Source organism: Geomesophilobacter sediminis (assembly GCF_016458275.1).
In the GTDB taxonomy this organism is placed as follows: Bacteria; Desulfobacterota; Desulfuromonadia; order Geobacterales; family Geobacteraceae; genus Geomesophilobacter; species Geomesophilobacter sediminis.
This window is the reverse complement of the sequence record NZ_JAEMHM010000033.1, coordinates 1-26,183: the sequence shown is the minus strand read 5'-3', so window position 1 is coordinate 26,183 and position 26,183 is coordinate 1. Positions and strand designations below refer to the sequence as shown.

General features: G+C 62.6%; 19 protein-coding genes and 1 riboswitch. Of the genes, 13 read left to right on the top strand and 6 right to left on the bottom strand.

Annotation, left to right across the window (positions count from 1 at the left end; genetic code table 11):
* The first annotated feature begins 99 nt into the window (after positions 1-99).
* The 4 genes from JFN93_RS24755 (at position 100) to glpK (ending at position 6,423) form a co-directional block, all read left to right on the top strand.
* Positions 100-2,775 carry a cytochrome c3 family protein gene (locus JFN93_RS24755; protein WP_199387068.1) on the top strand — a complete coding sequence of 892 codons (2,676 nt, stop codon included), beginning with the start codon at positions 100-102 and terminating at the stop codon, positions 2,773-2,775.
* 179 nt (positions 2,776-2,954) lie between these two features.
* The gene (locus JFN93_RS24750) at positions 2,955-4,151 is read left to right on the top strand and encodes a DUF3108 domain-containing protein (RefSeq protein ID WP_199387067.1); all 1,197 of its coding nucleotides are present in this window, start codon (positions 2,955-2,957) and stop codon (positions 4,149-4,151) included.
* A 177-nt stretch (positions 4,152-4,328) separates the two neighbouring features.
* A complete protein-coding gene (locus JFN93_RS24745) occupies positions 4,329-4,892 on the top strand; it encodes a hypothetical protein (RefSeq protein ID WP_215907863.1) in 564 nt (187 codons plus the stop codon).
* Between the two features lie 46 nt (positions 4,893-4,938).
* The gene (glpK, locus tag JFN93_RS24740) at positions 4,939-6,423 is read left to right on the top strand and encodes a glycerol kinase GlpK (RefSeq protein WP_199387066.1); all 1,485 of its coding nucleotides are present in this window, start codon (positions 4,939-4,941) and stop codon (positions 6,421-6,423) included.
* Here glpK and JFN93_RS24735 read toward each other — a convergent pair.
* Entirely contained in the window at positions 6,420-8,528 is a 2,109-nt protein-coding gene (locus JFN93_RS24735) for a hybrid sensor histidine kinase/response regulator (RefSeq protein WP_199387065.1), read from the bottom strand. The two genes, glpK and JFN93_RS24735, sit on opposite strands and share 4 nt — an antisense overlap.
* A gap of 519 nt (positions 8,529-9,047) precedes the next feature.
* Between JFN93_RS24735 and JFN93_RS24730 the strand changes: the two genes are divergently transcribed.
* Positions 9,048-10,442, top strand: coding sequence for a carbohydrate porin (locus JFN93_RS24730; protein WP_236021956.1), 1,395 nt, complete (start codon positions 9,048-9,050; stop codon positions 10,440-10,442).
* Positions 10,443-10,727: 285 nt separating this feature from the next.
* Positions 10,728-12,338, top strand: coding sequence for a glycerol-3-phosphate dehydrogenase/oxidase (locus JFN93_RS24725; protein WP_199387064.1), 1,611 nt, complete (start codon positions 10,728-10,730; stop codon positions 12,336-12,338).
* A 367-nt stretch (positions 12,339-12,705) separates the two neighbouring features.
* Here the strand turns inward: JFN93_RS24725 and JFN93_RS24720 are convergent, their stop codons facing one another.
* On the bottom strand, positions 12,706-13,530 hold the full coding sequence (locus JFN93_RS24720; protein ID WP_199387063.1) for a peptidylprolyl isomerase: 825 nt from the start codon (positions 13,528-13,530) through the stop codon (positions 12,706-12,708).
* Positions 13,531-14,160: 630 nt separating this feature from the next.
* On the opposite strand from JFN93_RS24720, the gene JFN93_RS24715 reads away from it, so the two are divergent.
* The 6 genes from JFN93_RS24715 (at position 14,161) to JFN93_RS24690 (ending at position 20,875) form a co-directional block, all read left to right on the top strand.
* Positions 14,161-17,019, top strand: coding sequence for a carboxypeptidase-like regulatory domain-containing protein (locus tag JFN93_RS24715; RefSeq protein ID WP_199387062.1), 2,859 nt, complete (start codon positions 14,161-14,163; stop codon positions 17,017-17,019).
* Positions 17,020-17,107: 88 nt separating this feature from the next.
* Positions 17,108-17,989, top strand: a complete 882-nt coding sequence (locus JFN93_RS24710) for a peptidylprolyl isomerase (RefSeq protein ID WP_199387061.1) — start codon at positions 17,108-17,110, stop codon at positions 17,987-17,989.
* Positions 17,990-18,123: 134 nt separating this feature from the next.
* Positions 18,124-19,368: a hypothetical protein gene (locus JFN93_RS24705; RefSeq protein ID WP_199387060.1), complete on the top strand. Its 1,245-nt coding sequence runs from the start codon at positions 18,124-18,126 to the stop codon at positions 19,366-19,368.
* Positions 19,365-19,799, top strand: a complete 435-nt coding sequence (locus JFN93_RS24700; RefSeq protein WP_199387059.1) for a cytochrome C — start codon at positions 19,365-19,367, stop codon at positions 19,797-19,799. Before JFN93_RS24705 ends, JFN93_RS24700 begins: the two co-directional genes overlap by 4 nt.
* Complete coding sequence (locus JFN93_RS24695; RefSeq protein ID WP_199387058.1) at positions 19,787-20,410, top strand: hypothetical protein; 624 nt, start codon at positions 19,787-19,789, stop codon at positions 20,408-20,410. Before JFN93_RS24700 ends, JFN93_RS24695 begins: the two co-directional genes overlap by 13 nt.
* Positions 20,411-20,668: 258 nt before the next feature.
* The gene (locus JFN93_RS24690; RefSeq protein WP_199387057.1) at positions 20,669-20,875 is read left to right on the top strand and encodes a GSU3473 family protein; all 207 of its coding nucleotides are present in this window, start codon (positions 20,669-20,671) and stop codon (positions 20,873-20,875) included.
* A gap of 1 nt (position 20,876) precedes the next feature.
* On the opposite strand, the gene JFN93_RS24685 is transcribed toward JFN93_RS24690, so the two are convergent.
* Positions 20,877-21,908, bottom strand: a complete 1,032-nt coding sequence (locus tag JFN93_RS24685; RefSeq protein ID WP_199387056.1) for a coiled-coil domain-containing protein — start codon at positions 21,906-21,908, stop codon at positions 20,877-20,879.
* A gap of 68 nt (positions 21,909-21,976) precedes the next feature.
* Positions 21,977-22,053, bottom strand: a riboswitch (cyclic di-GMP riboswitch).
* 263 nt (positions 22,054-22,316) lie between these two features.
* Here JFN93_RS24685 and JFN93_RS24680 point away from each other — a divergent pair.
* Positions 22,317-22,760: a PQ-loop domain-containing transporter gene (locus tag JFN93_RS24680; RefSeq protein WP_199387055.1), complete on the top strand. Its 444-nt coding sequence runs from the start codon at positions 22,317-22,319 to the stop codon at positions 22,758-22,760.
* Between the two features lie 447 nt (positions 22,761-23,207).
* Here the strand turns inward: JFN93_RS24680 and JFN93_RS24675 are convergent, their stop codons facing one another.
* From JFN93_RS24675 to JFN93_RS24665, 3 genes are all read right to left on the bottom strand, one after another.
* A complete protein-coding gene (locus JFN93_RS24675; protein ID WP_199387054.1) occupies positions 23,208-23,789 on the bottom strand; it encodes a YXWGXW repeat-containing protein in 582 nt (193 codons plus the stop codon).
* Positions 23,790-24,241: 452 nt separating this feature from the next.
* A complete protein-coding gene (locus JFN93_RS25990) occupies positions 24,242-24,928 on the bottom strand; it encodes a DUF4160 domain-containing protein (RefSeq protein WP_199387053.1) in 687 nt (228 codons plus the stop codon).
* A 143-nt stretch (positions 24,929-25,071) separates the two neighbouring features.
* A complete protein-coding gene (locus JFN93_RS24665; protein ID WP_236021955.1) occupies positions 25,072-25,557 on the bottom strand; it encodes an acetyl-CoA carboxylase biotin carboxyl carrier protein subunit in 486 nt (161 codons plus the stop codon).
* Between the last annotated feature and the right edge of the window lie 626 nt (positions 25,558-26,183).

Genomic DNA, 26,183 nt, shown 5'->3' with positions numbered 1-26,183 from the left:
AACGCAGGGCAAAGGACAAGTTTTTGGGTATTGAACGAAAACTGCATTGGGCAGAACGGACCATGGTTCGGAAACCAAAAAAGCAAAGGAGAAAGCAAGATGAGAAACCATCTGAGTAAGCTGCACTACTTGTTGCTTGTCGCATTTTTGCTGGCAATGACGGGCTGCGGCGCACACAACCTGGCCGGTCTTGGCGGTAATGGCGGCACTGGCACCCCCGGCGCAGTCAATGCAAAACTCGTGTGGGGCGGCGATCGCGCCAAAACCACCGCCAAAAGTGTGAAACTCACCGCTCCGAACGGTATCACCTCTGTCCAGGTGACCGTGACCGGTACCGGCATCGACGGCAACCCGGTTCCGGTGGTCCGCGGGACCGTTGACACCGCCACCAACCAGGGGACCATCGCCGGGATCTACCCGGGCAAAGTCACCCTCGCGGTCAAGGCCTTCACCGGCACCGCCGTGACCTACGAAGGTTTCGCCATCGGCGTCACCGTCAACTCGGGGGCTACCACCACCCTGACCTCCCCGATCGTGATGACCTTCCCGACCCCGAAGACCCAGGACAACACCTGCCAGCAGTGCCATGAGACGACCCTCGACATCGGCGGTCAGAACCTCATCGCTGACTACAAGCAGTCCGGTCACTACACCAACACCGCTTTCACCTCCTTTGCCAAGTATTCGACCTCCGGCGTCCTCTACACCGGCTGCGCCGGCTGCCACGGTCCGAATCACAACGATCACAACCCGGCAGTGAGCGGGCGTTGCGCCTCCTGCCACGGCGTGACCACCGGCGACGCGAACCACCAGATCTACCTCCCGCGCGTCGGCGGCGACTGCACCGCTTGCCACTCCACCCACAACTTCGCCCTGGCCAAAGCGGGCTGCGTCGGCTGCCACTCCATTCCGCAGAACGCAGGCGCTGGCTTCGTTCAGGACAACAACGGTGTCCGCGCCGCGGCCACCGAGTTCAGCAAGTGGTCCCACCACGTGACCGGTGTCACCCTTGACAACGCTCACTGCGCCGCCTGCCACCTTGAAGGCACCATCGACTCCTTCGGCAACGTTACCGTCGACGCCTCCAAGCATATGGCCGACAGCAAGACCCACCTGCGTAACGCTCACACCGACGCCGACATGGTCTGGGATCCGGCCACCCCGAACCACACCACCATGGACAACTTCTGCATGAGCTGCCACAGCGCTACCGGCGCAACCTCCCCGGTCAGCCTGCAGATCCAGGCCTACATCAACGGCAACGGCGTCGCTGCCAACGGCAAGACTGCTTCCCCGACCAACCCGTTCGGTGACACCATCTCCAACCGCTACGACAAGATGCAGCGTCCGGCGGTCACCAACGTCGACAACCAGTTCGACACCACCAACAACTCGCACCACGGCGTCAAAGGGGCCCGCTACACCGGCCGTACCCGCGCCGCCGGCGCACGTCAGATCGCAAGCCCCGGCACCTTCGCTGCCAACTCCTCCGCCACCCTCAAAGGCGCCCGCAGCACCATCTACGACGCTGGCAACTTCAACGCTCTCTACGTTCCGCTCGGCACCGACGGCACCGCCGCTACCGGCCTGGGCGACGACTCCACCCTCCACTGCGGCGACTGCCACACCGTCGGCCAGTGGTCCCCGGGCGTGACCACCGACGGCAAAGGCAACCTCAATACCGTCGCGATCGGCGCCCACGGCTCCAACAACGAGTACCTCCTCCGTAACTACATCGGTACCGACGAGAAACACACCCAGAACGCCTTCACCGTCAGCGCCAACAACACCGTCACCTACACCAACCCGAACGGTGCGTTCCTGGTCTGCTACAACTGCCACGCTTACAGCCGCTACGGCTCCATCTACATCGGCACCGGTCTTGACACTGGCAACGGCCAGCAGCCGCACGCCGGCGAATACGACCAGGCCGGTCGCTGCAACGGCATCGGCAACACCCTGCCGTTCGGCGGCTACACCACCGGCAAAGCAACCGACGGTACCCAGTTCGAAGTACGTATCTTCGGCGTTCCGGGCGCAAACTCCCCGGGTGCTACCTACGGCGGTATCGCCGCCGGCAACAACGGCGCTGGCGTCTCCTGGTACGCAGGCGGCGAGCAGGGCACCGACTTCGGCAACATCTTCGGCATCCAGTGCCTCAACTGCCACAACTCCGGTGCTGCCAACTCCTACGGCGGTATCCACGGTTCCGCTAAAGACACCAGCTGGACCAACGCTTCCGGCACCACCTTCACCCCGGCCGCCCTTCTGGCCGCTGCCGGCGTGACCCCGACCACCAAAGGCTACTACATCGACGGCATGGGCAATGCCACCAAGGTAGAGCGCTTCCTCCCGGGTCTGGGCGATGCACAGCACGTTCCGGGTACCCTCGGTGGCTTCACCGGCACGGGCGCTACCGGGTTCTTCAACGGTTCCACCGCTTCCAAAGGGACCTTCACCACCCAGGCGGTCTCCAATGACACCAACTGGGAGCAGAAGCACTGGCAGCAGACTGCCAGCACCCAGTTCAACCTGGCTACCGGTGTCGTTTCCGGTACCCTGACCAGCGCAGGCGGCGGCTGCTACACCCTCGGCACCTCCACCAACATCAAGGTCAACGTCACTGCTGGCCTCAAGGGACCGGCTGTCGATGGCGTTGCCGCTGACACCGTTCCGCTGGTTGACACCTGGGGTGGTTGCGATGACCACACCGCCGCACAGGGCAACGGTAACCACGGCTTCGTCAAGCGCATTGTGCGCCCGGTTACCTACTAGTCCTTCAATAAAACATGGAGAGGGGGCCACCCCTCTCCATGCCCTGATGCTGTTATCGGGCCGGCACGCAAGTGCCGGCCTTTTTCCGATCTTGAAGCAACAGTTGCGGCCCGCCCCTCCGATTCGCCTGCGGACCGTTTCGGCGCATTTCCTGCATGAGGAATGGCCGGGGGTACCACATGTTCAAACTATTCCGCAACCTGCGCCGGATTTCTTACTGCGTCGTCCTCTCGCTCGCGGCGCATCTCCTCGTGGCGTATGCCTTTCGCTTCCTGGGAAGCTACGATTTCGGTGCCGCGGTCAATCCCCCCTGCATCACCGTTTCCCTGGCGGAGGCGCTTCCGGAGGCGAAGGCCCCGGTGGTGGTCGCTCCCAAGGAGGAGGCCGCACCCAAGCAGGAACAGCCCCCCGCGGTAGCGCCGGTTGCCAAGAAGACCGACGCCGAACCGGACGATGACGCCCCGGTTGTCCCCCCGGCACCTGCCCAGCCGGCACCGAAAGTACCGGTCGCTGCCACTGAGCCCCCCCCGATCAAGAAAGTAAAGGAAGAGCCCGCAGCTCCGGCGCCGCGTCCGGCCGTTGCCCAGGCCCCGCCGGCCAATGCGAAGCCGGTTGCGGTACCGACCGCAGTTGCCGGTACCGGCAGCTATTTCTCGGCCCAGTACGAAAAACTTACCTACCAGATAACCAAACTCGGCATTCCTGTGGGCAGTGCCGAACTCGAGTCCAAAAACGAAAACGGGGTCACCTCGGTCGGCTTGCGGATCAAGACCAACCTCGCCTTTTCGGCGATCTTCCCGGTCGATGACGTGATCGAAACCAACCGGATCGACGGCAGGTTCATCAACACCTCGATCCGCCAGCGGGAAGGCTCCTTCCGTGCCGACGAGATGTTCACCATCAACATGCAGAAAAGGACCGTCGCCTGGAACGACCTGGTGCACGGCCGGCGTCAGAAACTCGACGTTCCCACCACCGATGTTGTCGATTCGTTGACCGGAATCTACTACCTGCGCAACCGTCCCCTGGAAGTCGGCAAGAACGAGGTGATGCACGTCTACGACAGCGAGATCTACGCCGAGGTGCCGGTGGAGGTTTTGCGCAAGGAGGAGATCCGCCTCCCCAACCTGGCCAAGGTCGCGACCATCGTGGTCCGGCCGCTGCAGAAGACCGCCGGGATGTTCCGCAGGACCGGCGACATGCTGATCTGGATGACCGACGATCAAAACCGGGTACCGGTAAAGATCGAGACTACCGTCGCCGTCGGGAGGGTGACCGCTGAGCTCCTCTCCTCGGAAACGACCCCCCACGGCAAGCCCGACGACGGAAAAAAGCGTCTGGGGAGCGCCGCTAACGGACCGATCCCCTGGCTGTGAGCGCCGCATTCGGCCGATGCCTGCCTTGCCCCTCCCTTGCCGCCCCCTCCTGACGTTTCCACCGACAAGATCCGGATTGTCTCCTGCCGCGATATCTGCTATTGCTGGTCTTGCGCCGGAATGCGTTTCTGTGTTCCGGCAGCGCCTTCCGCGGGAGGGCATCGATCCGGGTGACGCATGATCAAGTCTTCTTTTTTCATCATTGCCGCCTTTCTCCTCACCCCTGCGGCATACGCCGCGGACCTCGGTGTGCCCAAACTTTCCCCTCCGCTCAGCCAGAGCCGCTTCTTCGATGCGGACCGTTTCCTCACTACCGGTGGGGTGCGGTATTCCGCCGGTGGCGACCTGACCCTGGAGCCGGAGCTGGGAGTGGGTTACCGGGCCCTGGAGCGGGATCTTCCCGGCGCGGTGGCGGAGTCGATCCACAACGTGCATGCCCAGGCCGGGTGGCGCATTTCCCTCCCGGAGACCCTCTACCTCTCCGCAGCCGCCAAGCTCCCCGTTTTCAGTTACGAAAGTACCGGTCACAGCATCGGCCAGGACATCACGTCCCGGCAAAGTTATGACTTCAGCCGCTCGCTGCGGGGCGGTCTCTCCTGGAGCGGAGAAATGGGAATCCATCTTTCGCCGCGCGCCGACCTCACCCTGTATTACGACCAGAGCCCGACCGGCGGGACCCTCCCCCGGATGTACCAGCTGGAGGAGCGGATCGGCACCAGGATCATCTGGCGCTTCAAGTAGTCAATCCGACGCGTAAACCCATTGTGCATTGAAAAGAGGATCTTCCATGCCTTACCTTCTCGCTCTCGACCAGGGAACCACCAGCAGCCGCACCGTCCTCTATGACAGCGACGGGCGCGTTATCGCCAGCGCCCAAAAGGAGTTTCCCCAGTACTACCCGCAGCCGGGGTGGGTGGAGCATGATGCTGAAGAGATCTGGGCCAGCCAGGAGGCGACCCTGCGCGAAGTACTCGGCCGCTGCGGCGTGCCGCTCTCGGAAATTGCGGGGGTGGGCATCTCCAACCAGCGCGAGACGACCATCGTGTGGGAACGGGACACGGGGCGGCCGCTTTCCCGCGCCATCGTATGGCAGGACCGAAGGACCGCCGAGCGGACCGAGGCGATGAAGGGGGCGGGGGAGGAGCGGGGGATCCGCGAGAAGACCGGGCTTTTGCTCGATCCCTATTTTTCGGCGACCAAGCTGGCCTGGCTCCTGGAGTCGGTGGACGGTCTGCGGGAGCGCGGCGCGCGGGGCGAGGTCTGCTTCGGCACCGTGGACAGCTGGCTCATCTACCGGCTCAGCGGCGGGAGGGTGCACGTCACCGATGTTTCCAACGCGAGCCGGACCCTGCTTTTCAACATCCACACCCTGCAGTGGGACCCGGAACTGCTGGCGCGCTTCGGCATTCCCGCCGCGATGCTCCCCGAGGTGCTCCCGTGTGCGGCGTCCTTTGCCCGGTGTGCCCTGCCGGGGCTCGAGGGGCTTGTCGTCACCGGCGTGGCGGGGGACCAGCAGGCGGCACTCTTCGGACAGGGATGCTTCGCGGCGGGGATGGCCAAGGCGACCTACGGGACCGGGGCCTTCATCGTGATGAACAGCGGCAAAGAGCCGGTTTTGGGGGAGGGGGTGCTGACCACCATCGGCTGGCAGCTGGGAAACGAGGTCTGTTATGCGCTGGAGGGGTCGGTGTTCATCGCCGGGGCGGCGTTGCAATGGCTGAGGGACGGATTGGGGATCCTGGCGAGTTCCGCCGAGGCGGAGGCGCTGGCCCGTTCGGTGCCGGACAACGGCGGGGTGTACTTCGTCCCGGCGCTCACCGGGCTGGGGACCCCCTACTGGGACCCCTTCGCCCGCGGCGTCATCGCCGGGCTGACCCGGGGGAGCGGCAGGGGGCACCTGGTCCGGGCCGCCCTGGAGGCGATCGCCTACCAGACCTGCGACGCCATCGAGGCCATGGAGCGGGCCGGAAACATCCCGGTCCAGGCGCTGCGGGTGGACGGAGGGGCGGCCGCGAACGACCTTCTCTTGCAGTTCCAGGCGGATCTCCTCGGGGTCCCGGTGCTCCGCCCGGCGCTGACCGAAACCACCTCGCTGGGAGCCGCCCTGCTGGCGGGTATCGGAGCCGGCGTCTTCGACCTGGCTGAGCTCAGGAGCCGCTCGACGCCGGAGCGGCGCTTCGAGCCGACCGGGGATCCGTCGCGCCGCGACCAGCTCCGGGCCGGGTGGCGCCGGGCCGTCTCCCTCGCCCTGGGATGGGAGAAACCGAGCTAACCCCGGGGCCGGTCCAGCACCTCCCGGATTTTGTAGAGCAGCTCGTTGGGGGCGAGCGGCTTGTTCATGATCACCAGCCCGTCCCCGATCAGCCCGTTTTTCTGCACGATGTCGGCGGTATACCCGCTCATGAAGATCGCCTTCACCCCGGGCCGCAGGGCTCGGATCTCCTCGTAGGTTTCCTTCCCGTTTTTCTTGGGCATGATCACGTCCAGCAGAAGGAGGTCGGTTTCCGGAGCTTCCCGGAACTTCGCCACCGCCTCTTCCCCGTCTACCGCCTCGATCACTCTATATCCCGCATCCTGCAGCACATTTCCCACCAATCCCCGGACGCTTTGATCGTCCTCGATCAAGAGCACCGTTTCGTGTCCCGCGGTCATCGGCTCCGGGACGACCAGCGGCGGCTGCGCCGCATCAGCGGTCAACGGGAGGTAGATGTTCATGGTGGTCCCTTTGCCCGCCTCGCTGTAGACGTTGATGTGGCCGCGGTGCTGGCGCACGATGCCGTAGACGATGGACAACCCCAGCCCGGTGCCGTGCCCCGTTTCCTTGGTGGTGAAAAAAGGCTCGAAGATCTTTTCCCGGGTCGCCTCGTCCATCCCGGCGCCGGTGTCGGCAACGGTGATGACCGCGTAGTCGCCTGGGGGTCCGAAGCCGTGCAGCTTGACGAAGTCGGCATCAATGGTCAGCGGGTGCAGGTCGATCACCAGACAGCCGTTTCCGGACATGGCGTCCCGGGCGTTGGCAGCGAGGTTCATCAGCACCTGCTCGATCTGGCCGCGGTCCGCCAGGACGGTGAGGGGGTGGTCTGCGTACCTGGTGACGAGCTCTATCTTTTCCCCGATCAGCCGTTTGAGGAACCGGTTGAAATTGCGGAGCTCCTGGTTGAGCTCGATCGGCTTGGGGTCGATGGTGGTCTTGCGGCTGTAGGCGAGGAGGCTCGCGGTGAGCGAGGCGGCCCGATCCGACGCGGCGATGATCTGGTCCACGGGATGCTGGAGCGGGTCGTCCTTTTTGAGGCTGCGGGCGATGACGTTGCTGTAGCCGATGATGACGGTCAGGATGTTGTTGAAATCGTGGGCAACACCGCCGGCCAGCGTCCCCAGCGCTTCCATCTTCTGGGCGTGGCGCAGCTGCTGTTCGAGTTGGGTCTGCTCGGTCACGTCCCGGAAGCAGATCACGCGCCCCGCGATGCGGCCGCCGACCACATGGGGCAGCGAGACCCTTTCGAAGACCCGGTGGTCCTTGAAATGGAGGATATCCTGGCTTTCCCGTTCCGGCTCCCGGTAAAGCCGCGTGGTCAGTTCCATGAAAGCGCGCGGGTCTTTGAGCTGGTCGAGCACGTGTTCCCGCATCACCTCATCGTCGTGCGTGCTGAGCACCGACTCGGGAATGCGCCACATCTCCGCAAAGCGGCGGTTGTAGATCACCGTCTTTCCCACCAGGTCCCGCACCAGGATCCCCTCGGCGGTCGATTCCAGGGTGGTGCTCAAAAGCGACAGCGCGCGGCGCAGCTCCTCTTCGCCTTTGCGGCGCAGCGTGATGTCCCTGATGATCGCCAGCCGCATCGGTTCCTTGCCCAGCCGCAGATCGCTCACCGACAGCTCAAGCTCGATGGTACTCCCGTCTTTGCGCACTCCGGTGCACTCCCAGGCCGCCCCGGTGGAGCCGTCCCCGTGCAGCAGCGCCTCCTCCATCTTGTGCCGGCACTCGGTCGCGGCCAGTGAAGAGATGGGACGTCCGGCTACCTCGGAGGCGGCGTAGCCGAAGAGGTTTTCCGCGGCGCGGTTGAAGGAGTCGATCATTCCGTCCGCGGTGAAGATCACCACCCCGTCGATCACGTGCAGCAGGACGTTTTCGGACAGCGACTTCTGGAGTTCGGCGGAGCGCCGGTACGGCCTGAAGATGTAGAAGTAAAGCAGTGGAAGGAACAGTACGGTCAGCGATGCCGCATCGGCCAAGTTGGCCAGCACCTCGTTATGGGTCGGCACGAGGTAGGGGAGGGCGAACATCAGCATGATTTCGAGGGAAAACAGCGCCCCCAAAAGTATGCCCATGGTACGCAACGGCGATGGGGGCTGATGGGAAATTCCGGCTCGGTGCATCTTGTTACTCCTTCCTCGCCGGCGCAGTCATGGCGGGAGGGGAAACCGGTGCCGACTGCGGCAGGACCGCAGCACGCCCGGGAAAACGGTTGGTTCACGTCAGGGAGACGAAGGTCGTCGGACTCCAGCTGCAGGCATCGGGAAACATCGAGGCGCCCCGCGGGGCGAAGAGAGGAGCTGCTCTCAAACCATCAGCTAACCTATCGGCTTTCGTATACAAAACTTGAGTCCCAAGAGAGACGGCGCACGGATATTTTTTCTCGCCCAATCCGGATTTTTTGGCTTGACGGAGCCTCGATTAAAATGATATTGAAATCTGCATTCAAAAAGACCGCATTCCTCATCCCCTGACACAAGCCGATTCCCGCAGGTTCCGTGCGCGTTCCACCACCCTTTCATCCAGGCATGCCGCGCAGAGGTATCTTAGTATCAAATTGATGAAAATGAAAATCAAATTTGACGACACGGCCGCAGCGGTCGCGCCGCAAATGACGCAGTCACCAAAACAGGAGGAATGTAATGAAGATGTTGTCCGTCGCAGTGATGATACTCGCGCTTCTCGCCCTGGTACCCCCCTTGACCGCATACGCCGGTCGTTTCGCCATCCCGGAAAAGGTGGAAATCGGCAACGCGGCGTGCGGGGAACTGGCGCGGTTGGGGGCCAAGTACCAGATCGATGGGATCTTTTCGCCGGAGTTTCGCGAGGGGAAGGTTTGCTACAGCCGGGTCGAGCTGGCCGCGGCCGTGGTGCTGCTCACCGAGAAAATGGCCGACAAGGTGGTGAAGGAGGGGCCGGGCTCGGTGGATCATGCCGATCTGGTCCTGGTAGATGAACTTCAGGAGGAACTGCGTGCGGAAATGCTCTTGGCGCGGACCCGCACCTTCCAGCAGCGTAACGAGGATCTGGGGACCAAACTGCACGCCCTGAGCAAGAACATCTCCATGAGCGGCGGGCTGGTCGGGGTACTGCAGGGTTCCCTGGGCAACCGTCCCACCGACCATGTCGACGCCGTCGGGCGCGGCGACCTCGTCTTCAACTTCTCGGTCGGCGAGAAAACCATCGCGGTGATCGACGTCGAGTCGACCGGAGGCGATGGGCTGGACCGCCACATCGGCAACTTTTCCAAACTGGACAACGTGGCCGGCAGCACCGGAGACCGGGTCCGCTTCCGGCAGGCGTGGGTGGAGCACACCGCCGTCAACGACCGCATCACGCTTACCGCTGGGAAGATCGACCTCACCAGCTACTTTGACGCGAACGCCGTCGCCAACGACGAAAACAGCCAGTTCCTGGCCGGCGCGTTCACCAATTCTCCGGTCCTAGGTGTTCCCGATATCGGGCCGGGGGCGCGGCTGCAGGCGCGCCTCGCGGAGTCGCTCACCTTCGGGATCGGCTACGGTGCGGGAGATGCTTCGGGCTCGGACGTCATCGACCACGGCTATGGGATTGCGGAGTTGGACTACAAGGTAAAGCTCGGGGAACTGGAGGGTAACTACCGGATCTACGGCAGCATCGACGGCGCGCGTGCCGACGGTGAAAACAAGCTGCTGGAGCGAAACGCCGTTGGTGGTGGGGTGAGCTTCGACCAGCAGGTGAGCGGGCCGGTGGCCCTGTTTTTCCGCTACGGGGTGCGCGAGCGTAACGCCTATGCCACCCGCGGCGCCTGGAGTGCCGGTGGGCAGTACACCGGGCTGATCCCGGGACGCAAGGACGACGTGCTCGCCGTGGCTTACGGGCAGATCCTCCCCGGTGTGACCGCCTCCCAGGAGAAGCTCGCCGAGCTTTATTACAAGGTGAAGCTGAGCGAACAGATCTCCATCACCCCGGTGGCACAGTACCTGATCAACCCGGAGGGGGACCGGAGCCGGCCGGACGTGAAGACGCTCGGGGTGCGGACCCAGGTGACCTTCTAGCTTTAGCAGCGGCATTGACGCCGTTTCATCTTTGTGCGAAGGTGGCCGGGAGGGAAATGTTGTTATCCCTCCCGGTCATTCTTATGAAGGTAGGTCGCGTTGGGGAACGAAACGCGACGCTCACAAGGGAATGGTGGCTGGTCGGGCGGGATCGGGAACCCCAGTAATTACCGCCTTCGGCGGTTCGCGCCTGGAAAGGCGCTCCCACAGGGTAAGCACCTGGGCAGACCTCTAGGCAGGTCACCGGGTAGGTCACTTAACTGGCTGATGGGACGGGCGGCAGGCATGCAACGGCAAGAACTCCTGGAAAAAATGAAGACGGGTGAGACCTTCGACCTCTTGGTGATCGGCGGCGGGGCGACCGGCTGCGGCGCGGCGCTCGATGCCGCCAGCCGCGGCTTGCGTGTAGCCTTGGTCGAGAAGGGGGATTTTGCCTCCGGCACCAGCAGCCGAAGCACCAAGCTCGTCCACGGCGGGGTTCGCTACCTGGAAGCGGCAGTGCTGCATCTGGACGGGGTCCAGTTCAACCTGGTACGGGACGCACTCCACGAACGGGGCATCCTGCTGCGCATCGCTCCGCACCTTTGCCACCCTCTCCCCCTGGTCACCCCCATCTACCGGCTCGCCGAGGTCCCCTATCTCCTTTCCGGGCTCAAGCTCTACGATCTGTTGGCGGGAGCGGCGGGGCTCGGGGCGAGCCGACTGCTGGGGCACGACGAGGCGGTCCGGAGTTTCCCGATGATCCGCAAGGAGGGGCTCCGCGCCGGAGTCCTCTACTTCGACGGCCAGTTTGACGACGCCCGGATGAACGTCGCCCTCGCTCTCACCGCCTTGGCGGAAGGGGCGGCGGTCGCCAACTACGTCGAGGTGGTCGGTCTTTACCGGGAACAGGGGCGGGTGGCCGGGGCCACGGTGCGGGACCGGATCGGCGGGGGGACCTGGGACATCCGCGCCCGCGTGGTGGTGAATGCGACCGGTCCGTTTGCCGACCAGGTCCGCGCTCTCGACGATCCGGCTGCCGAGCCGATCCTCTCGGTCAGTTCCGGTGCCCACATCGTCTTAAACCGGCGCTTTGCCCCGCCGGAGGCCGGCATCATGATTCCGCGCACCGACGACGGACGGCTCCTGTTCGTCCTCCCCTGGCACGGGCGCTGCCTGGTCGGGACCACGGACGCCCCGGCGCAGGTGACCGACCATCCGGCGGTGGGGCCGGAGGAGATCGAGTACCTGCTGCGCCATCTGCGTCGCTATTTTTCGTTGGAGGTGGAGCCCACGGACATTGCGGCCAGTTGGGCCGGGCTGCGCCCCCTGGTCGGGGACCCGGATCGCAGCGATACCGCAAAACTCGCCCGGGACCACGCGATAAACATCGCCTCTTCCGGGCTGATCACCATCTCCGGCGGAAAGTGGACCACCTACCGGAAGATGGCGCAGGACACCGTTGATCGGGCGATACAGGAGGGGGGGCTGGCTGCCGCGCCGTGCCGGACCGAGACGCTGCCGCTGCATGGCGCCGCCGAATTCGTCCCGGGTGAGGAGCCGTCCTTGGCGCAGCGGTACGGGTTGGCGGCGGAGGTGGCCACTCACCTGCAGCAAAGCTACGGCGACCGCGCCGTGCAAGTGGTCGAAATCTGTGCCGGTAACCTCGGCGACCGCCTGGTATCGGACTATCCCTACCTGAAGGGGGAGATTGTATACGCGGCGCGGCACGAGCTGGCCGTTCGCGCCGTGGATTTTCTCGCCCGGCGGATCCCGTTGGCCCTGCTGGACCGAAAAGCCGCGCAGGCTGCGGCACCGGTGGTGCTGGAACTGATGGCGGGAGAACTTGGTTGGGACTTGGCCCGGCAGGAAGAGGAACGCGAGGAAGTACAGGCCCGGCTGGTGGGGATGCTCTGATTCCATCTGTACCGGTGGGGTTGGCGGGCCCGTTTCTCAGACCCGTATCGCGCAAGATATGGGACTCCCACCGGGAAGGGTAGGGTTTCACCTGAGCTTTCCGGGTGCCGTTGGGGATCACCCCTGAGGCCCACGCGGCACCCCTGGTTTATCCGGGCTCATCCTGAAAAAAACTGTTGAGCCGACGCTGCAATTGGATAGAAAGGTCGTTTCCGTTTCCCCGCCCCTCACGGTGCCCTCGCAAGCCGCGCGCCGTGCGCGACTCTTCCAAGAGCGGGGAGTGGGCGATTTTCTTAAAAGAACCTCTTTTCCGCAGGACGCTAACCCCCTCCCTCGTGTCATAGCTTTTCCAGACTGTCCCTCCATGCTAAAAGATCTCGATCCTTGCTTTTTCCCGAAGCGCGTTCACGTAACGCAGGTACGCCTCAAGCAACTTCTGGTCGCGGAGACGGTTGGCCACGTTCGCCGAGACTGACCCGAAATCCCGCCGGGGTCCTTTCCGCGTCTCGACGAGCCTTACGATCTGAAAGCCGGTCCGGTGGTTCCCCAGGATGCTGGTGGTCTGCCCCGGGCAGAGCCGGTAGATGGCAGCCGCAAAATCAATGGGAATCTCTTCCCAGCGTAAAAAGCCGAGGTCCCAGGGACTCTTGCCGTGTTGCGGGCCGTCGGCGCCATACTCAAGGGCTACCGACGAAAAATTCGCTCCCTTCTTGATCCTTCCCAAGGCCTGGGCCGCCTTTTCCTTTTTGTCGAACTTCAGCAGTTCCAGGTGCAGCTCCGTTTCGATTTCCTTCCGGTGACTGTCGTAGAAAGTGCGCACCTCGCTCGGCAGAACGCTGATCTGGGCGGCAATCTGGGTGTTGAAAACCCGCTTGGCCAGCTCACGCCTGCGGTCCTCGGGAGCCATCTGGTCCAGCATGTTCTTTTTCACGCTGTAGCTGTTGTCCGCGTCCAGCCCCAGCTGCACCGCCTTCTGGCTGAGGAGCTCTTCGTTGATGATGTCGTCGATGGTCTTCGCCCCGTACTGCTCCGGTGGCTTTAGGTGCGGATCGTCGGGACGAAACGACACGTCGGTCCGGGTCAGGTCGATGCCGTTGACCCGAGCGAGGACTTCTGCGTCGTGCGGCTTGTTGTTGCATCCGGAGCCGACCACGAGCAGGGCCGCGGCGAAGACGGATATGAGGGTACGCATCCGGAAATCCTCCTTGCATTGAAAGATCCTGTGGGAGCGGCTCCCGCCGAACTAATGTCCTACCTAACGTTGGGTAATCTGGATTGGGAAAAAATAATCATGCAAGATGTAGCAGTTGACCTTCCCCATGGCAAGGGATCCGCCCGTTTTTCGCAGGCCGCAGGTGGGTATTGCGGGAAGATGCCAACAAAGCGCGGGGCTGAGAAGGCTCCCAGGACCGGATACACCTTCGGCAGATCGTCTTGAGGGCGGGGCCGAGCGGGGGCGGTAGCCCTGGTCAGAGTTGCTGGCAGGATAACGGCCGATCTGGATTTTCCAGTCCCCTTCGCCTCCCAAATCCCTTTCCCCCCACCATTTCCCCAACGAAGACGCACCGGCCACCAAATTTTCTACCTCGAAAATAGGCCCGGCATCTTGCCATTTTTTTAAAGGATGCTAAAAAAACAACTTCCTTGAAAATTAAACTTAATTAATTTGGTGGCTGGTTTCCGCAGGGATTGTAGCGAACCGTTGGGGTACCGCGCTCTTCCGGAGCCGAACCAGGTTCACTTGGTGGTGCAGAGGGGGATGCGCACTCTTTCGCAGTTGATGCTCGGGGACGTCAACATCAGAAGAAAAAGGGGGTAATTCATGCAAAAGCACCGTGTCTTCATCCGTTTTATCCAGTTGTGTTGCGCGGCACTTTCAGCCCTGCTCCTTCTAGTCGGCTGCGAGGGGGACAAGGGGGACCGAGGCGCTGCCGGCATCAGCACCGGGGTTCTCGCCGGGACGGTGACCAACAGTCTCACCAACACGCCGGTTGCCGGTGCGACGATCTCGCTCAGTCCGACCATTGAAGGGGTCGGCACGATCAGTACCGACAGCACCGGCCACTACTCGGCCTCTCTTCCGCTCACGGTCTACAGCGTCACCGTTTCCGCGGCCAACTACACCAGCCAGACCTTCACCGCCGCGGTGACCGCCGGCCAAACCACGACGCACGACGTAAGTCTCGTCCCGGTCAGCAATGCCACCGTGAGTGTCGCCCCCGTCAACAATGCGGCGCCAGGGCAGATCGTTCAACTGACCGCACTTCCGGCGATCTTCAATCACACTACCAGCACCACCACCTTCCACTTCGTGCAAACCTCAGGTCCGCCGGTAACCTTCACCAACGTGAGCACCGCGGCCCCGACCGTCACCCTCCCCAACCGGACCGCGTTCAAGCAGGCGCTGGCCGCTTTCGAGGCTCCGCGCAAGAGCGTCGACCCGAACACCGGATTCGCGCTCTTCTCCTCGCTGAACCGCACCCAGGTGCTGGGACTCACCAACCAGGCGGTGAGCCACGGGCTGTCGGTCGGTGTCACCGTGACCATGACCACGAGTCACGGCGACGTCGTTACGGCACCGACTACCATCAACCTCAAGTCGTTCTTCGTGCCGCAGACCAGTACCCGAAACGTTCCGATCGGCCAGCCGGTCCTCCTCCAAGGCAAGAAGTACACCACCAACCAGTTCAGCTCCACCGCCAATCCGGCTCTGCAGACAAGCTGGAATTGGACCCTTACCTACACGGCACCCCCGGGTGGCGGGACCTCGGCTGCGGTTCTCAACGATCCCACGACCAGATATCCCGACTTCACCCCCGACGTCGTCGGGACCTACACGGTAACCGAGACCGTTTCGGGGCAGACCCTCACGATCTATGCCGGCACTTGGCAGGGGGCGATCACCGGCCTCGATCCCAACGGCGATCCGACCGCCGATCCGAACGCCGCCGGTGCCAATGCGGGAATCACCGGCTGCCCGTGCCACTATCAGTCCGGTGAGTCGCAGCGCGGCAAGTTCACCAACGCCTGGAATCATTCCGGCCATGCCCACATCGTCTCCGGGCTGACCGCCAACCTCCCCGGCGGACCGACACTGCAGAATCTCACCGACCCGAACGGGCATTGGACCCCGATCGGGTGCGGTCCCTGTCATACCGTAGGATTCCAGCAGTATTCCACCGCGATCAAGGCCAATGGCTTCCTCCAAGTCGGGCGGGCGGAAGGGTTCATCCTGCCCAACGGCAACGCTGCCGTCCCCAAGGGGCCCAACGCCTGGACGACCACGGTCCGCACCTATCCGCGCACCGCGTCCTTGATGCAGATTCAGTGCGAAAACTGTCACGGGCCCAACAACTCCCCGGGCCATACCACTACCGGCAACCCCACCGGCACGCCGTCGACCAACCCGGCGCCGGCCACCAACAACGACTTCTTCGCGCGGGTGAGCTGGTCCTCCGACGTCTGCGGCGTCTGCCACGGCGAACCGACCCGGCACGGCAAGTGGCAGCAGTGGCGCGAAAGCGGCCACGGCGACTTCGAGACCGCCATGTTCGAAGGGATCACCGGTTCCAATGCAACCAGCCTCGGGAGCATCAACCCCAGCTGCGGCGGCTGCCATACCGGGCAGGCGTTCGGCAGGTTTAACCGTCAGCTCCAAGGGGGGAATGCCAGCCGGACCTTGACCTCGACCAATCTCAACGATCCGGTGCTTACCGCGGTCAATCTGGACACGGTACAACCACAGGTCTGCGTTACCTGCCACGGACCGCACAACCCGGGCACCAAGTCCGGGCTGACAGGAAGCATCGTCGGCCTGGCCGGGTACGACCCGACCTACGGGACGACCTGGGTCGGCACCACGCCGCTGCTTCCGGCGGGCTTCCAGGCCTCCGGCGTCGGCAAGGGCGCGCTCTGCATCGTCTGCCACAACAGCCGCAACGGCGAACCGGTCGCGGGAGCCGGCAACCCGCAGCTGCACGAGACGGGGAACCCCGTTTTTGACCAACTCAGTACCAATCTGTCCACCCTCAAGATCAGGCCGTCCAGCTACCAGACGCCGCACGACGCCGCCCAAGGCGACGTGCTGATGGGACGCAACGCTTATTTCGTCCAGGGGGTCCGCTCTTCGCACTCTCTGATAGCCGACACCTGTGTGAACTGCCACATGGAGCTGATGCCCGCCCCCAACGATCTCGACCCGGCGCGGCTCGGCACCAACCACTTCTTTGCCGTCAACCTGGACACCGCTAACATCTGCGCCAACTGCCACCAGTTCTCCGGCGGCCAGATCCAGGATGCCTTCCAAGCCCAGTTGAACGCGCTGGTTACCGCAATCGCCAGCAAGATCTACTTCATCAAGACGGCAAGCCTCACCGGGACCGGGCACATGCCGTCGCAGGACGCGGCGACCGTCACCGTGGCGCTGACCTTCTCCCCGACCGTCACCGTGACCGGCTCCAGCAACGGAGCTGCCAACACCTCTGGCGCGGTCTCGATCGCGACCTACCTCAGGGGGGTGACCTACAAGGGGACGACGTATACCAACGGCGTGATAGGGCTGCTTTACGAGGCGATCTGGAACGCCGCCCTGTTGACCAATGACTCGAGTATGGGGGTCCACAATCCGCGCTTCGAGAACGACGTGGCCCAGGAGACCTTCATCCGGGTCAGCACCTTCTAGCACAGCTACTGCGATTACGGGAGCGGGAGCCGGAGGAGTAATGACTCCTCCGGCTTTCTCCCCGCTGTTATTCCCAAAGGAGGGAGACATGTCAGAAAGAAGAAAACGCACCGCCGTAACTGCCGTCGTAGCTTTCCTGGCCTTGATCTGCCTTGCCGGATGCAACAAGCCCGGCGGGGCGGACCGGGTGCTGGCCCAGGTGAACGACATCGCCATCACCCAAAAGGACTTGGAGACCGGGGAGTTGGTACCGGGCCACATCAAGATGGAAAAGAAGAAGGACCTGGACTACGTGATCACCGAGGAGCTCTTCTACCAGGAGGGAAAGAGGATCGGGCTCGATCATGATCCTTCTTACCGGAAGCAACTGGCCCGCCTCGAAGCCAGTGGTCACGGCACCCTGAAGGACTCGCTGGAACACCGACAGAACCTCGCCCGGCAGATGCGCTCCGAAATGGCTCGTCGGGTCTTCGACACGCAGATCGCGGCCAAAGTTGAGGTCCGGATGCCGGAGGCCCGTGAATATTTCGACCGCAATCGGGAGAAGATCCGGACGGAGCTCCATCTGGGACTGATCCGCTACGGCGAAAAGGAACAGGCTGCCGCGGCCGTGAAAAAGCTGGCCGCGGGCGCCTCATTCGAGGATCTGGCCCGTGCCCAAGCCAAGGGAAAGGGAGGGGCTGAGAGTCGTTCCTGGGACCTGGGGTACGTCCGGTGGCGCGACCTCCCCATCGATTTCGTAGCGCCGCTTTACCGGCTCAAACCGGGGGAAGTGTCCGGCATTTTGGGAAACAACGTAGCCGGGTTCCAGTTGGTGAAGCTCTACGAAGCGCGGAAAAGCACGGAAAAGACGGAGTTTGAGGCGATATCCGGGGTCATCATGAATGGGCTGAGGGATCTGAAGCTCGTGGAGGCCCATCAGAAGTACGTCGAGCAGCTGAGGAGGGGGGCGAAAATTGTGACGTTCTAGAAAGGAGGGACGTTTTGAGAACCCATGCCATTAGCAGATCGGGAAATCCGTTATCCGTCCGGGTGAGAAGGGGGTGCGGTGCCGTCGCGGCAGCGCTGATTCTGTTCGCAGGTCCCGGCGCGTCAGACGCTGCCGTGATTTCCGCCAGTTCGGACACCATCTTTCGCCTCAGGGAAACCAGAGACCGCGACCTGTACCCGCTCTACGAGTACCTTCATCTCTCAACGGTTCAACAGGTCACCGGCGGGGTCGTCTCGTTCAACATGGGTGGGTGGGGGCGCGTCGACCTCGCCGACCGAACGACCGAAGACCACACCAACGGCGACCTCCAGTACGGCTATCTGAGCTACCGCGGGGACCGAAACAACCTGGTCGCCAACCTGGGGCGGGTCTGGGTCACCGAGGGGGTAGCGAGCGAGCGGATCGACGGCGCCTATTGGCGCAGTGATCTCGCCGCCGGCTTCATGGCCTCGGCCTTTGCCGGGCGCCCCGTCGTAACCGAACCCAACGCCTTGGCTGGAGGCGACGTCATCTACGGCGGGAGGATCGCCCACAGCCTCCCCGGCCTGTACACCATCGGGGTGAGCGCCGTCAAGACCAGCCAGGTCGACGACGGCGCCGATGTCCTGGAGAGGGAGGGGATCGACGTCTGGCTCCATCCGGTCAAGCAGGTGGATATCACCGGGATTTCCTCCTACAGCTCCAGGACCTCCGGGTGGATGGAAAACACCTATCACCTCTCGCTGGCTCCGTTGCACGACTTCAGGGTCAGTGCCGACCTCTCCGCGATCAACTACCGCCATTACCTGGACGGGGTGACGACGCCGGCGTTGAGTGTCAATAACGCCCTCAATTTCGGTGCCGGAACCAGCGCCGCCGGCGCCAACAACGGGATTCTCAACCCCAACGAGGAACTATTCATGCTCGGCGCAAGCGTAGGTTACACGCTGAGAAAGAACCTCGATCTGGTCGCCGACTACCGCCATTTCGACTATAAGGTGCAGGGGGACGCGCACTATTTCGGCGCCAACCTGACCTACACCCCCGGCACCTACTCCGCCGGACTGCAGATTCACCGTATGGACGGCGGGGCGGAACGACTCAGTTACGACGAATTCCGCATCTGGGCCTCACGGAGGTGGGGGAAAGTCGACGTGACCGTGGATCTCTTCGACGTCCTCTACGACCATGACATCAACGACGTGAGCAACAGCTTCTCCATCTCCGGTGCCGTCGGATACCAGTTCTCTCCGCGGCTGCGGGCAACCGCCGATGTCGAATATATGCGCGGCCCCGATTACGAAAACCAGCTGCAGGGACTGATCAAACTGACCTATGCATTCGATGTGAAAGCAGGTACGGAAGGGAGGGCAAAGTGAAAAACATCTGTCTAGGACTGCTGGTTACCGTGCTCCTGTCGATGCTGTACGCATGCGCCCACACCCAAAGCCTGGCTCGGGTGCACCCCGAGGAGGTGAAGGGTCTCGTCGATTGCGGCGAGTGCCATACCGACCGCTGGGCGCTTTGGAACCACCGCGCCGCCGATTTCTACAACAAGCACCGTTTCTTCGCTGACGAGCAATCCAAGGCCTGTAACGTCTGCCATCAGGAAGCTTTCTGTGCCGATTGTCATGCGCACAAGGAGGAGATCAAGCCCAGCGACAAGTATAAGGACGAGCCGGAAAGGAACCTCCCGCACCGTGGCGACTACATCAATCAGCACAAAATCGACGGGAGGATCAATCCTGCCTACTGCGTGAAATGCCACGGACGACAAAACAACGAGAGGTGCCGATCATGTCACAGATAAATAAAACGTCTCCGGCGTGGGCTCTGGTGGCACTCATGTTCGGTTGCATCCTTTCCTTGGGTGGGTGTGGAGATGCCAGCTCGCAGTCGGACCTGGACCCTGAGTCCGGGGCGCACCCGGCCGGGTGGCTGCCGGCAGGACACGTGTCCCCGGCCCTGTCGCACATCAACACCTGCCAGCCATGTCACGGGGACGATTTTTCCGGTGGAATCTCGAAGGTGGCGTGCACTCAGTGCCACCTCGGCGACCAGATTCACGTCCACCCGCTTGACTGGGACAACCTCGTGTACGCCCGGCATGCCACCTACGTCAACCAGCATGGCGCCGCAGCCTGTGCCAATGCCTTCTGCCACGGTACGAATCTGCAAGGGGTTGCCGCGAGCGGACCTTCCTGCACCAGTTGTCACATCGGCGGGGCGTTCCACGTCCATCCCTGGACCAGCACCGCCCAGGACCTGGCGGCAACCCCACCCCTCCACGCTCAGTTCGTGCTAACCCACGGCAACACCCAGACCTGCCGCAACGTCGTCTGTCACGGCGCGCAACTGCAAGGCGTTTTGTTAAGTGGTCCCCCTTGCAGCGCCTGCCACTTCGGAACCGTCTTCCCCTGACCTCGCCTGAAAGCCCCCCTCGCTGCCACAGGAGGGGGGCTCTTCCCCGCGCTCTTCCCCGCCCCCCCGTTTCACCAACGATCCTTCCCGTAGCTCGCGTAATTTATACCTGGTACCACGCTCACCGACGGCTCGGCAGAAAGCTATCACGAATAAATCGCTTGAGAATTGCCGGCTTAGTAGCGTAGTCTTTTACTGTAAGATATTGATTTTATATGCAGTTTGTTGGGGGTGAAGGGGCTCTTCGAGGTAAAGGGTATGGGAATTACCGTAATATTTGCCAACGGTGATGAGGCCGTCGTTCCGTCGTACGTGCTTGATTACCTGATCAAGGAAAACAAGATCACCGCCTTCCGTCGCACCGACGGCTGGGTGCGCATCGGGGAGGACCCGATCCGCAGGAGCCAGAAGCCGTTGCAGCATCCCGGCGCCAGGTGGAACGATTTTCTCTACAAGCGTTCCTGATTCAAACACGGTCCTGGGGGGCCGGCAGCGTCCCCCGGGGGCCGGCCACCGGTTTCAACACCGGACACCGGGCAATCGCCGCCCGCTGCTGCGGCGGCTTGGGGCCGGGAAGGACCCGCTCCATCAGAAAACCCACCTCTTCGGCAAACTTCAGCGCGTCCCGCAACAGCTTGGTGCAGGAGGCGTCGTCGGTCCCCTGGTGCTCGGGGCCATAGACCCAGGTCTTGCCGCTGTGAATGCCGCAAAGAGCGGCGAAGACCTGAACCGTTCCCTGCCGTTTCACGCAGCAGACGTACCCCTGGCAGCTCTCCTGTTCCTTCCCCTCCGCCGACAGATAGGCAAAGTTGACCGAGTGGTGCAACTCCAGGACGTCGTCGACGGCCTCGTACTCGATGGCCGGAACTCCCTTTTGCAACAGGAACAGGGCCGGCTCCTCCGCTTCATCCCCCACCTTGGCGAAGAACTCGTCGGCGGCCGTGTGGAAATAATCGGTGCTCGGGGGGGCCAGATGCTCCCCGAGGCTGTCGAACTCGTCGGCGGCCGAAAAGGCGCTCAGGGCGACCGTGCTGGCGAAGTCGGCATAACGAAGGGTGTCCCCGGTCTGCGGGTTCAAGATGGCGGCCGCAGGGCGGCTCGGCTCGGGCTCGACGACCCGGCGCTCCTGGTATTGTGCGATTTGCTGGGACAGCTCCACCACCTTGGCCAGCAGCTGGTCCCGCTCCTGCTTCAGCTCCACCGCATCCGCCTGGCTCTCCTTCAGATCCTCGGCCAGGGCGGTCGCTTCCTGCATCAGGTTCTCTATGCATACCAGGGCCGCGTCGCGCTGGGCGGTCACCGCGGCCGCTTCCACCCGGATCAGCTGTAGTTGTTCCTCGCTGCGGCTCCTTGCCGCCATCAGCTCGCGGACCTGCCGAACCGCCGCGTCCCGTTCCCGGGCCACGAAGGCCGGGGTGGTTCCTCCTCCCGCGGCAAGGGGCCTGGGCTCGGGTCCTGCGCCTTTGCTGGATACACCTGGCTGTTGGGGTGCCGACATACGAGCCTCCTCGCGGCGTTTAACGGACAGCTGGGACCATAAAAAAAGGGATGCCGAAAATATGATATTTCGGCATCCCGGCTGTCTGCTAGAGACCCTGTGGGCTTTCCGTCCCACCCTCGCGGATGGTTTAGTATTGTCGTTTATCTATATGGTCCGGCGTTTACGTGTGCGGTGCTGCGGACACTTTGGCAGTAGGGATGGTGCATCGAATATAGCAAAGTCTCGGAATGAAAGTAAAGCAGGTTTAACCTGCCCGCGTCCCGCGTTCCATCAGGTACTTCCTCGACTGCCTGGCAGTGACCTGTCTCACATACAGGTGGGGAAAGCTCTGCTACATTGAACGGTGACCCTGGTACTCGCCGGGGAAATCTCGATCTGTTTCCATGTCAGTCCCGGGAGGGGAACGTGAGCTACCTGGTTACCATCAAATCCCTTTATGTCGTGAACGGCTTTGCCGGGATTCTGCTTTACCTGCCGCAGATCGCCAAGGCGCTCCAAAGCCGCGACCACGCCCGATCGCTTTCCCTGGTGACCTTCGGCGGCTGGAGCCTCGGCTCGGTCGTTTCCACCCTCTACGCCGCGCTCATCGTGCAGGACCCGGTCTTCACCGCGGTGAGTTTCGGCAACTTCGTGGGAGCCGCAGCGGTATTTTGCCTGGCCTTGCGCAGCCGCCTCGGCACCGTCAGAGTGCTTTCGGTGGTCCGCAACCGCCGCCCCTATTCCTGGGCCTCGGTCTCCAGGTTGTGTTTGCGGTCCGCGGTGCAGTCGCGGCGGTTTTGGAAGACGAAGATGACGTCGAGCGTGCCATCCGACGTGCAGCGGAAGCCGGTGCGATCCGGGGCGCAGTGAAAGGCTCCTTTCCGCTTGCCCAGGGTATCTCCCTGAAACGGCCGGCACTCGGTCAACTGCACGACGCCGTCACCGACGACCTTGCTGGTATAGTAACTTCCCCCCTTGAGCGAGCTCAGGGGCTTGCGCAGCTGGTATTCCGCCCCGGTGGCGGATAGCGGAAGCAAAGCAGTGAGAAGAAGCAGGGACAACGGCAGCGCGGGCAATTTCATGGTCTTCTCCGTAACCTACGGGCTTAACGCTTTTCTTCGCTTATAGCACAGAGGGGGGACGGGCCGAAAGCCGGTAAATAGCCTTGCCGCCCGGCTCGGGGCTCGGGGAAGACGTTGCCACCCACCGGTAGGGGCACAGCATGATGCGCCCATCCCACCTTTTGCATTGAAAAAGGGGCTCCGTTTTCCGGAGCCCCTTTCCGTTTGCTGCATCTGAAGAGAGCGGTGACCAAGCCTAGCGCCAATCCCGATGCTCCTCGTGACGCTCGTGCTCCTGTTCCCGGCGCTCTTCGCGGTGTTCGCGCTTCTCCTCACGGATGTGCTCGCGCCGCTCTTCACGGCGGTGCTCCGGCGGTGCATACCATTTGCCGCGGTAGCGGTCGCGGTCCCGCACGAAGGTCCGGTATTCGACGTCACGATAGCGGCGAATCTCTTCGTACCGGTGGCGTCTCAGCCCCGGGGGAAGCATCCGTTTCTTCACGACCACCCACGGCCCGTTGTAGTATGGCGAGGCGTACCAGTAGCCGCCATTGAAGACGTAATAGCGGTCCCCGATGTACATGACGTCATACGGGGATTCCACCGAGACGTAGAAACCGAGCGTCGGGGAGTAGATGAAACGGGGGGCGGTTTCGAAGACGATCTCGGGCGGCGCCTGATAAACCGGGGCGGGGGGCGGCGGAGGCGGTGCCACGATCACCGGGGCAGGTGCGGGCTGTACCGGTACCCCGATGTCGACGTTGACGTTGAAACCGGCGTACGCGGAGGCGGCGCAGGCGTTGATGATGATTACTGCTGCTGCGATGGTTGTTTTCATCAGAGCTCCTTTGCATGTGATTGGTGCTACAGGCGGCTCGAATCCATGAGTTATGGTACCCGTCCGTTCTCATTTGACAACGATCTTACCTTAACTTTCCGAAAGAGAGGTTGAAAATATTGTGCATCTGTCACCAAAGTGCCCGATTTCCGTGCTCTTCCGGCTCTTGATGGTCCCGCCGGGAGGGGGGAAGGGCGAGGTCGACCCCGCGGGGACGGTGCTCCCAAAACCGCATCTCCTTCGCCCCCCCGTCCCATTGGAACGGTCCAGGACGGAATAGGTTGACGACATGCATTGCGGTCGCCATTAGAAATGGAAGTGATCAGAAGGGTTTACGGAACCCCAAGAGCCTGGGTGCTGACGCGTTTTACGTTGTGGCGAGCCGCCGCTGTTTTCGAAAAGTCCGGCAATTCCCCCTTTGATCAAGGTGGGAGCAGGGCTTGCCCGAGTCGCTATTCCAACCCGGCAATCTTGAACGTTTTTTGTCCCGCCTCCAGTAACCTCCAGTTCTTCAGGAGCTCTTTTCCCCTCAGTTCGAGCCACGCCTCAAGAAGGATTTTGTTCTCATGAGGTATCGACCCTTCGACCACCTCACCCCCCAGGGAATACGTCACTTTTATCCCGTCGGTTTCCGCAATGACATGGGGTTGCTTGACCTGCTGCGGGTCTCCGAGGTAGATCCGCATCGAGGCGAACTCGGCGATGGCGGGATTGGGGGCGACGATGCATTTCTTCTTGCCGATGCGGATGATGCCGGTTTCAGCCAGGATGGCACCGACCAGCGACCCGATCCCAAAGAAGCTCCCGGCGCCGATGGTCTGGTTCATCACCCAAACGAAGCCGAGAACGGCCAACACGAAGAAGGTAGCCAGCGCGCCAAGGGGAGGGAGCCAGACGGCGCGTCGCTCCGGCTCGACCCGATGTCGGGCGGTAACGGCGTAGACCAGTTGTCCGCCGGTGCCGCAGATCATGGTCAGGAAGGTGCCGAACGTGAAGCCGAGCAGGAGTTGGACCGGATTGGGCGCCAGGGTAGCCTGAAACGCGGGTAAGGAAGCGACGACCGCCACGGAGAAGACAAAGGTCAACATGGCGGCTGCCAACTCGAAAAAGGTGATCTTGCTCATGGTGGGATGTGGCACGGGACCCTCCGCAGGTGCGACGTAAGCTGCAGCGGTCCCCACTATATGCCAGGCGAGGGAGATTTACCTTGAGTTGAGTCAAAAAAAGACCCGCCGGATGCTGCCGAGGCGGGTCTTTTCTTGCGGTCTACCGAGGGAAGTCGCTAACCCATTTCCGCCAGCGCCTGGCCGGGCTGCACCGCCTCCCCGACCGACACCAGGATCTTCCCGATCTTCCCCGCCACATGGGCCGTGATGTTGGTCTCCATCTTCATCGCCTCCAACACCACCAGCAGGTCGTTCACCTCCAACCGCTGCCCGACCTGGGCCACGATCCGGCAGACCACTCCCGCTATCGGGGCCCGGCAGCTCTTTCCGTCTCCCGAGACGGCTCCCTGCGGCACGGCGGGCACCGGAGGCGCAACCGACGCCGGATGCGCCTGAAGCGTGGAGACCAGTTCCGGAAACAGTCCCGGAGTCCTCACTTCCTCACCCTCTTCGACCTCCACGTCGATCAGATATTTCTTCCCGTCATGGTCAAGGTAAGCTTTGCGCATGATCACCGAGATCTTGGGCACCGTTGCCGCGGAGTACGCAAAGAGGAGCTTGGCGCCGTGCCGGATGATCCCCTCATCCGTCCCCGCACGCATGTCACGTGTGCCTCCTCTATTAACAAAGAAGCCTGTTCCCACGACGCATGAACGCGTTACCAAGAAAGGGGTGCCCGTTCCCATGTCACGTGCGCCTCCTCCATTAACAAAGAAGCCTGTTCCCATGACGCGTGAACGCGTTCCCAAGTAAGGGGTGCCGGTTCCCCTGTCACGTGCGCCTCCTCCATTAACAAAGGAGCCTGTTCCCATGACGCGTGAACGCGTTCCCAAGTAAGGGGTGCCCGTTCCCATGTCACGTGAGCCTCCTCCATTAACAAAGGATCCTGTTCCCATGACGCGTGAACGCGCTACCCAAATAAGGGATGCCTGTTCACCTATCACGTGCGCCTCCTCCATTAACAAAGAAGCCTGTTCCCACGGCGCATGAACGCGTTACCCAAGTAAGGGGTGCCCGTTCACTTGTCACGTGCGCCTCCTCCCATAACAAAGGAACCTGGTCCCCTACATCAGAACGCGCTATCCAAGTAGAGAATTCCCGTTTACATGTCAAACCGGCGTCTCAGGTATCGGCTCTCCCTTTTCCATCCGGGGCCTGTAAAATCCTTTGTGTAAATGGCCAATTTCGGTTAGAACCCACTCGACAGGAGGGAGCCGATGGCCAGTGT

Coding starts and splice junctions, on each gene's coding strand:
- glpK (WP_199387066.1), top strand. CDS start 4,939: ATGCCTTACCTTCTCGCTCTCGACCAGGGAACCACCAGCAGCCGCACC.
- JFN93_RS24665 (WP_236021955.1), bottom strand. CDS start 25,557: ATGCGTGCGGGGACGGATGAGGGGATCATCCGGCACGGCGCCAAGCTC.
- JFN93_RS24730 (WP_236021956.1), top strand. CDS start 9,048: ATGAAGATGTTGTCCGTCGCAGTGATGATACTCGCGCTTCTCGCCCTG.
- JFN93_RS24735 (WP_199387065.1), bottom strand. CDS start 8,528: ATGCACCGAGCCGGAATTTCCCATCAGCCCCCATCGCCGTTGCGTACC.
- JFN93_RS24685 (WP_199387056.1), bottom strand. CDS start 21,908: ATGTCGGCACCCCAACAGCCAGGTGTATCCAGCAAAGGCGCAGGACCC.
- JFN93_RS24745 (WP_215907863.1), top strand. CDS start 4,329: ATGATCAAGTCTTCTTTTTTCATCATTGCCGCCTTTCTCCTCACCCCT.
- JFN93_RS24710 (WP_199387061.1), top strand. CDS start 17,108: ATGTCAGAAAGAAGAAAACGCACCGCCGTAACTGCCGTCGTAGCTTTC.
- JFN93_RS24690 (WP_199387057.1), top strand. CDS start 20,669: ATGGGAATTACCGTAATATTTGCCAACGGTGATGAGGCCGTCGTTCCG.
- JFN93_RS24715 (WP_199387062.1), top strand. CDS start 14,161: ATGCAAAAGCACCGTGTCTTCATCCGTTTTATCCAGTTGTGTTGCGCG.
- JFN93_RS24695 (WP_199387058.1), top strand. CDS start 19,787: ATGTCACAGATAAATAAAACGTCTCCGGCGTGGGCTCTGGTGGCACTC.
- JFN93_RS24675 (WP_199387054.1), bottom strand. CDS start 23,789: ATGAAAACAACCATCGCAGCAGCAGTAATCATCATCAACGCCTGCGCC.
- JFN93_RS24755 (WP_199387068.1), top strand. CDS start 100: ATGAGAAACCATCTGAGTAAGCTGCACTACTTGTTGCTTGTCGCATTT.
- JFN93_RS24720 (WP_199387063.1), bottom strand. CDS start 13,530: ATGCGTACCCTCATATCCGTCTTCGCCGCGGCCCTGCTCGTGGTCGGC.
- JFN93_RS24750 (WP_199387067.1), top strand. CDS start 2,955: ATGTTCAAACTATTCCGCAACCTGCGCCGGATTTCTTACTGCGTCGTC.
- JFN93_RS24725 (WP_199387064.1), top strand. CDS start 10,728: ATGCAACGGCAAGAACTCCTGGAAAAAATGAAGACGGGTGAGACCTTC.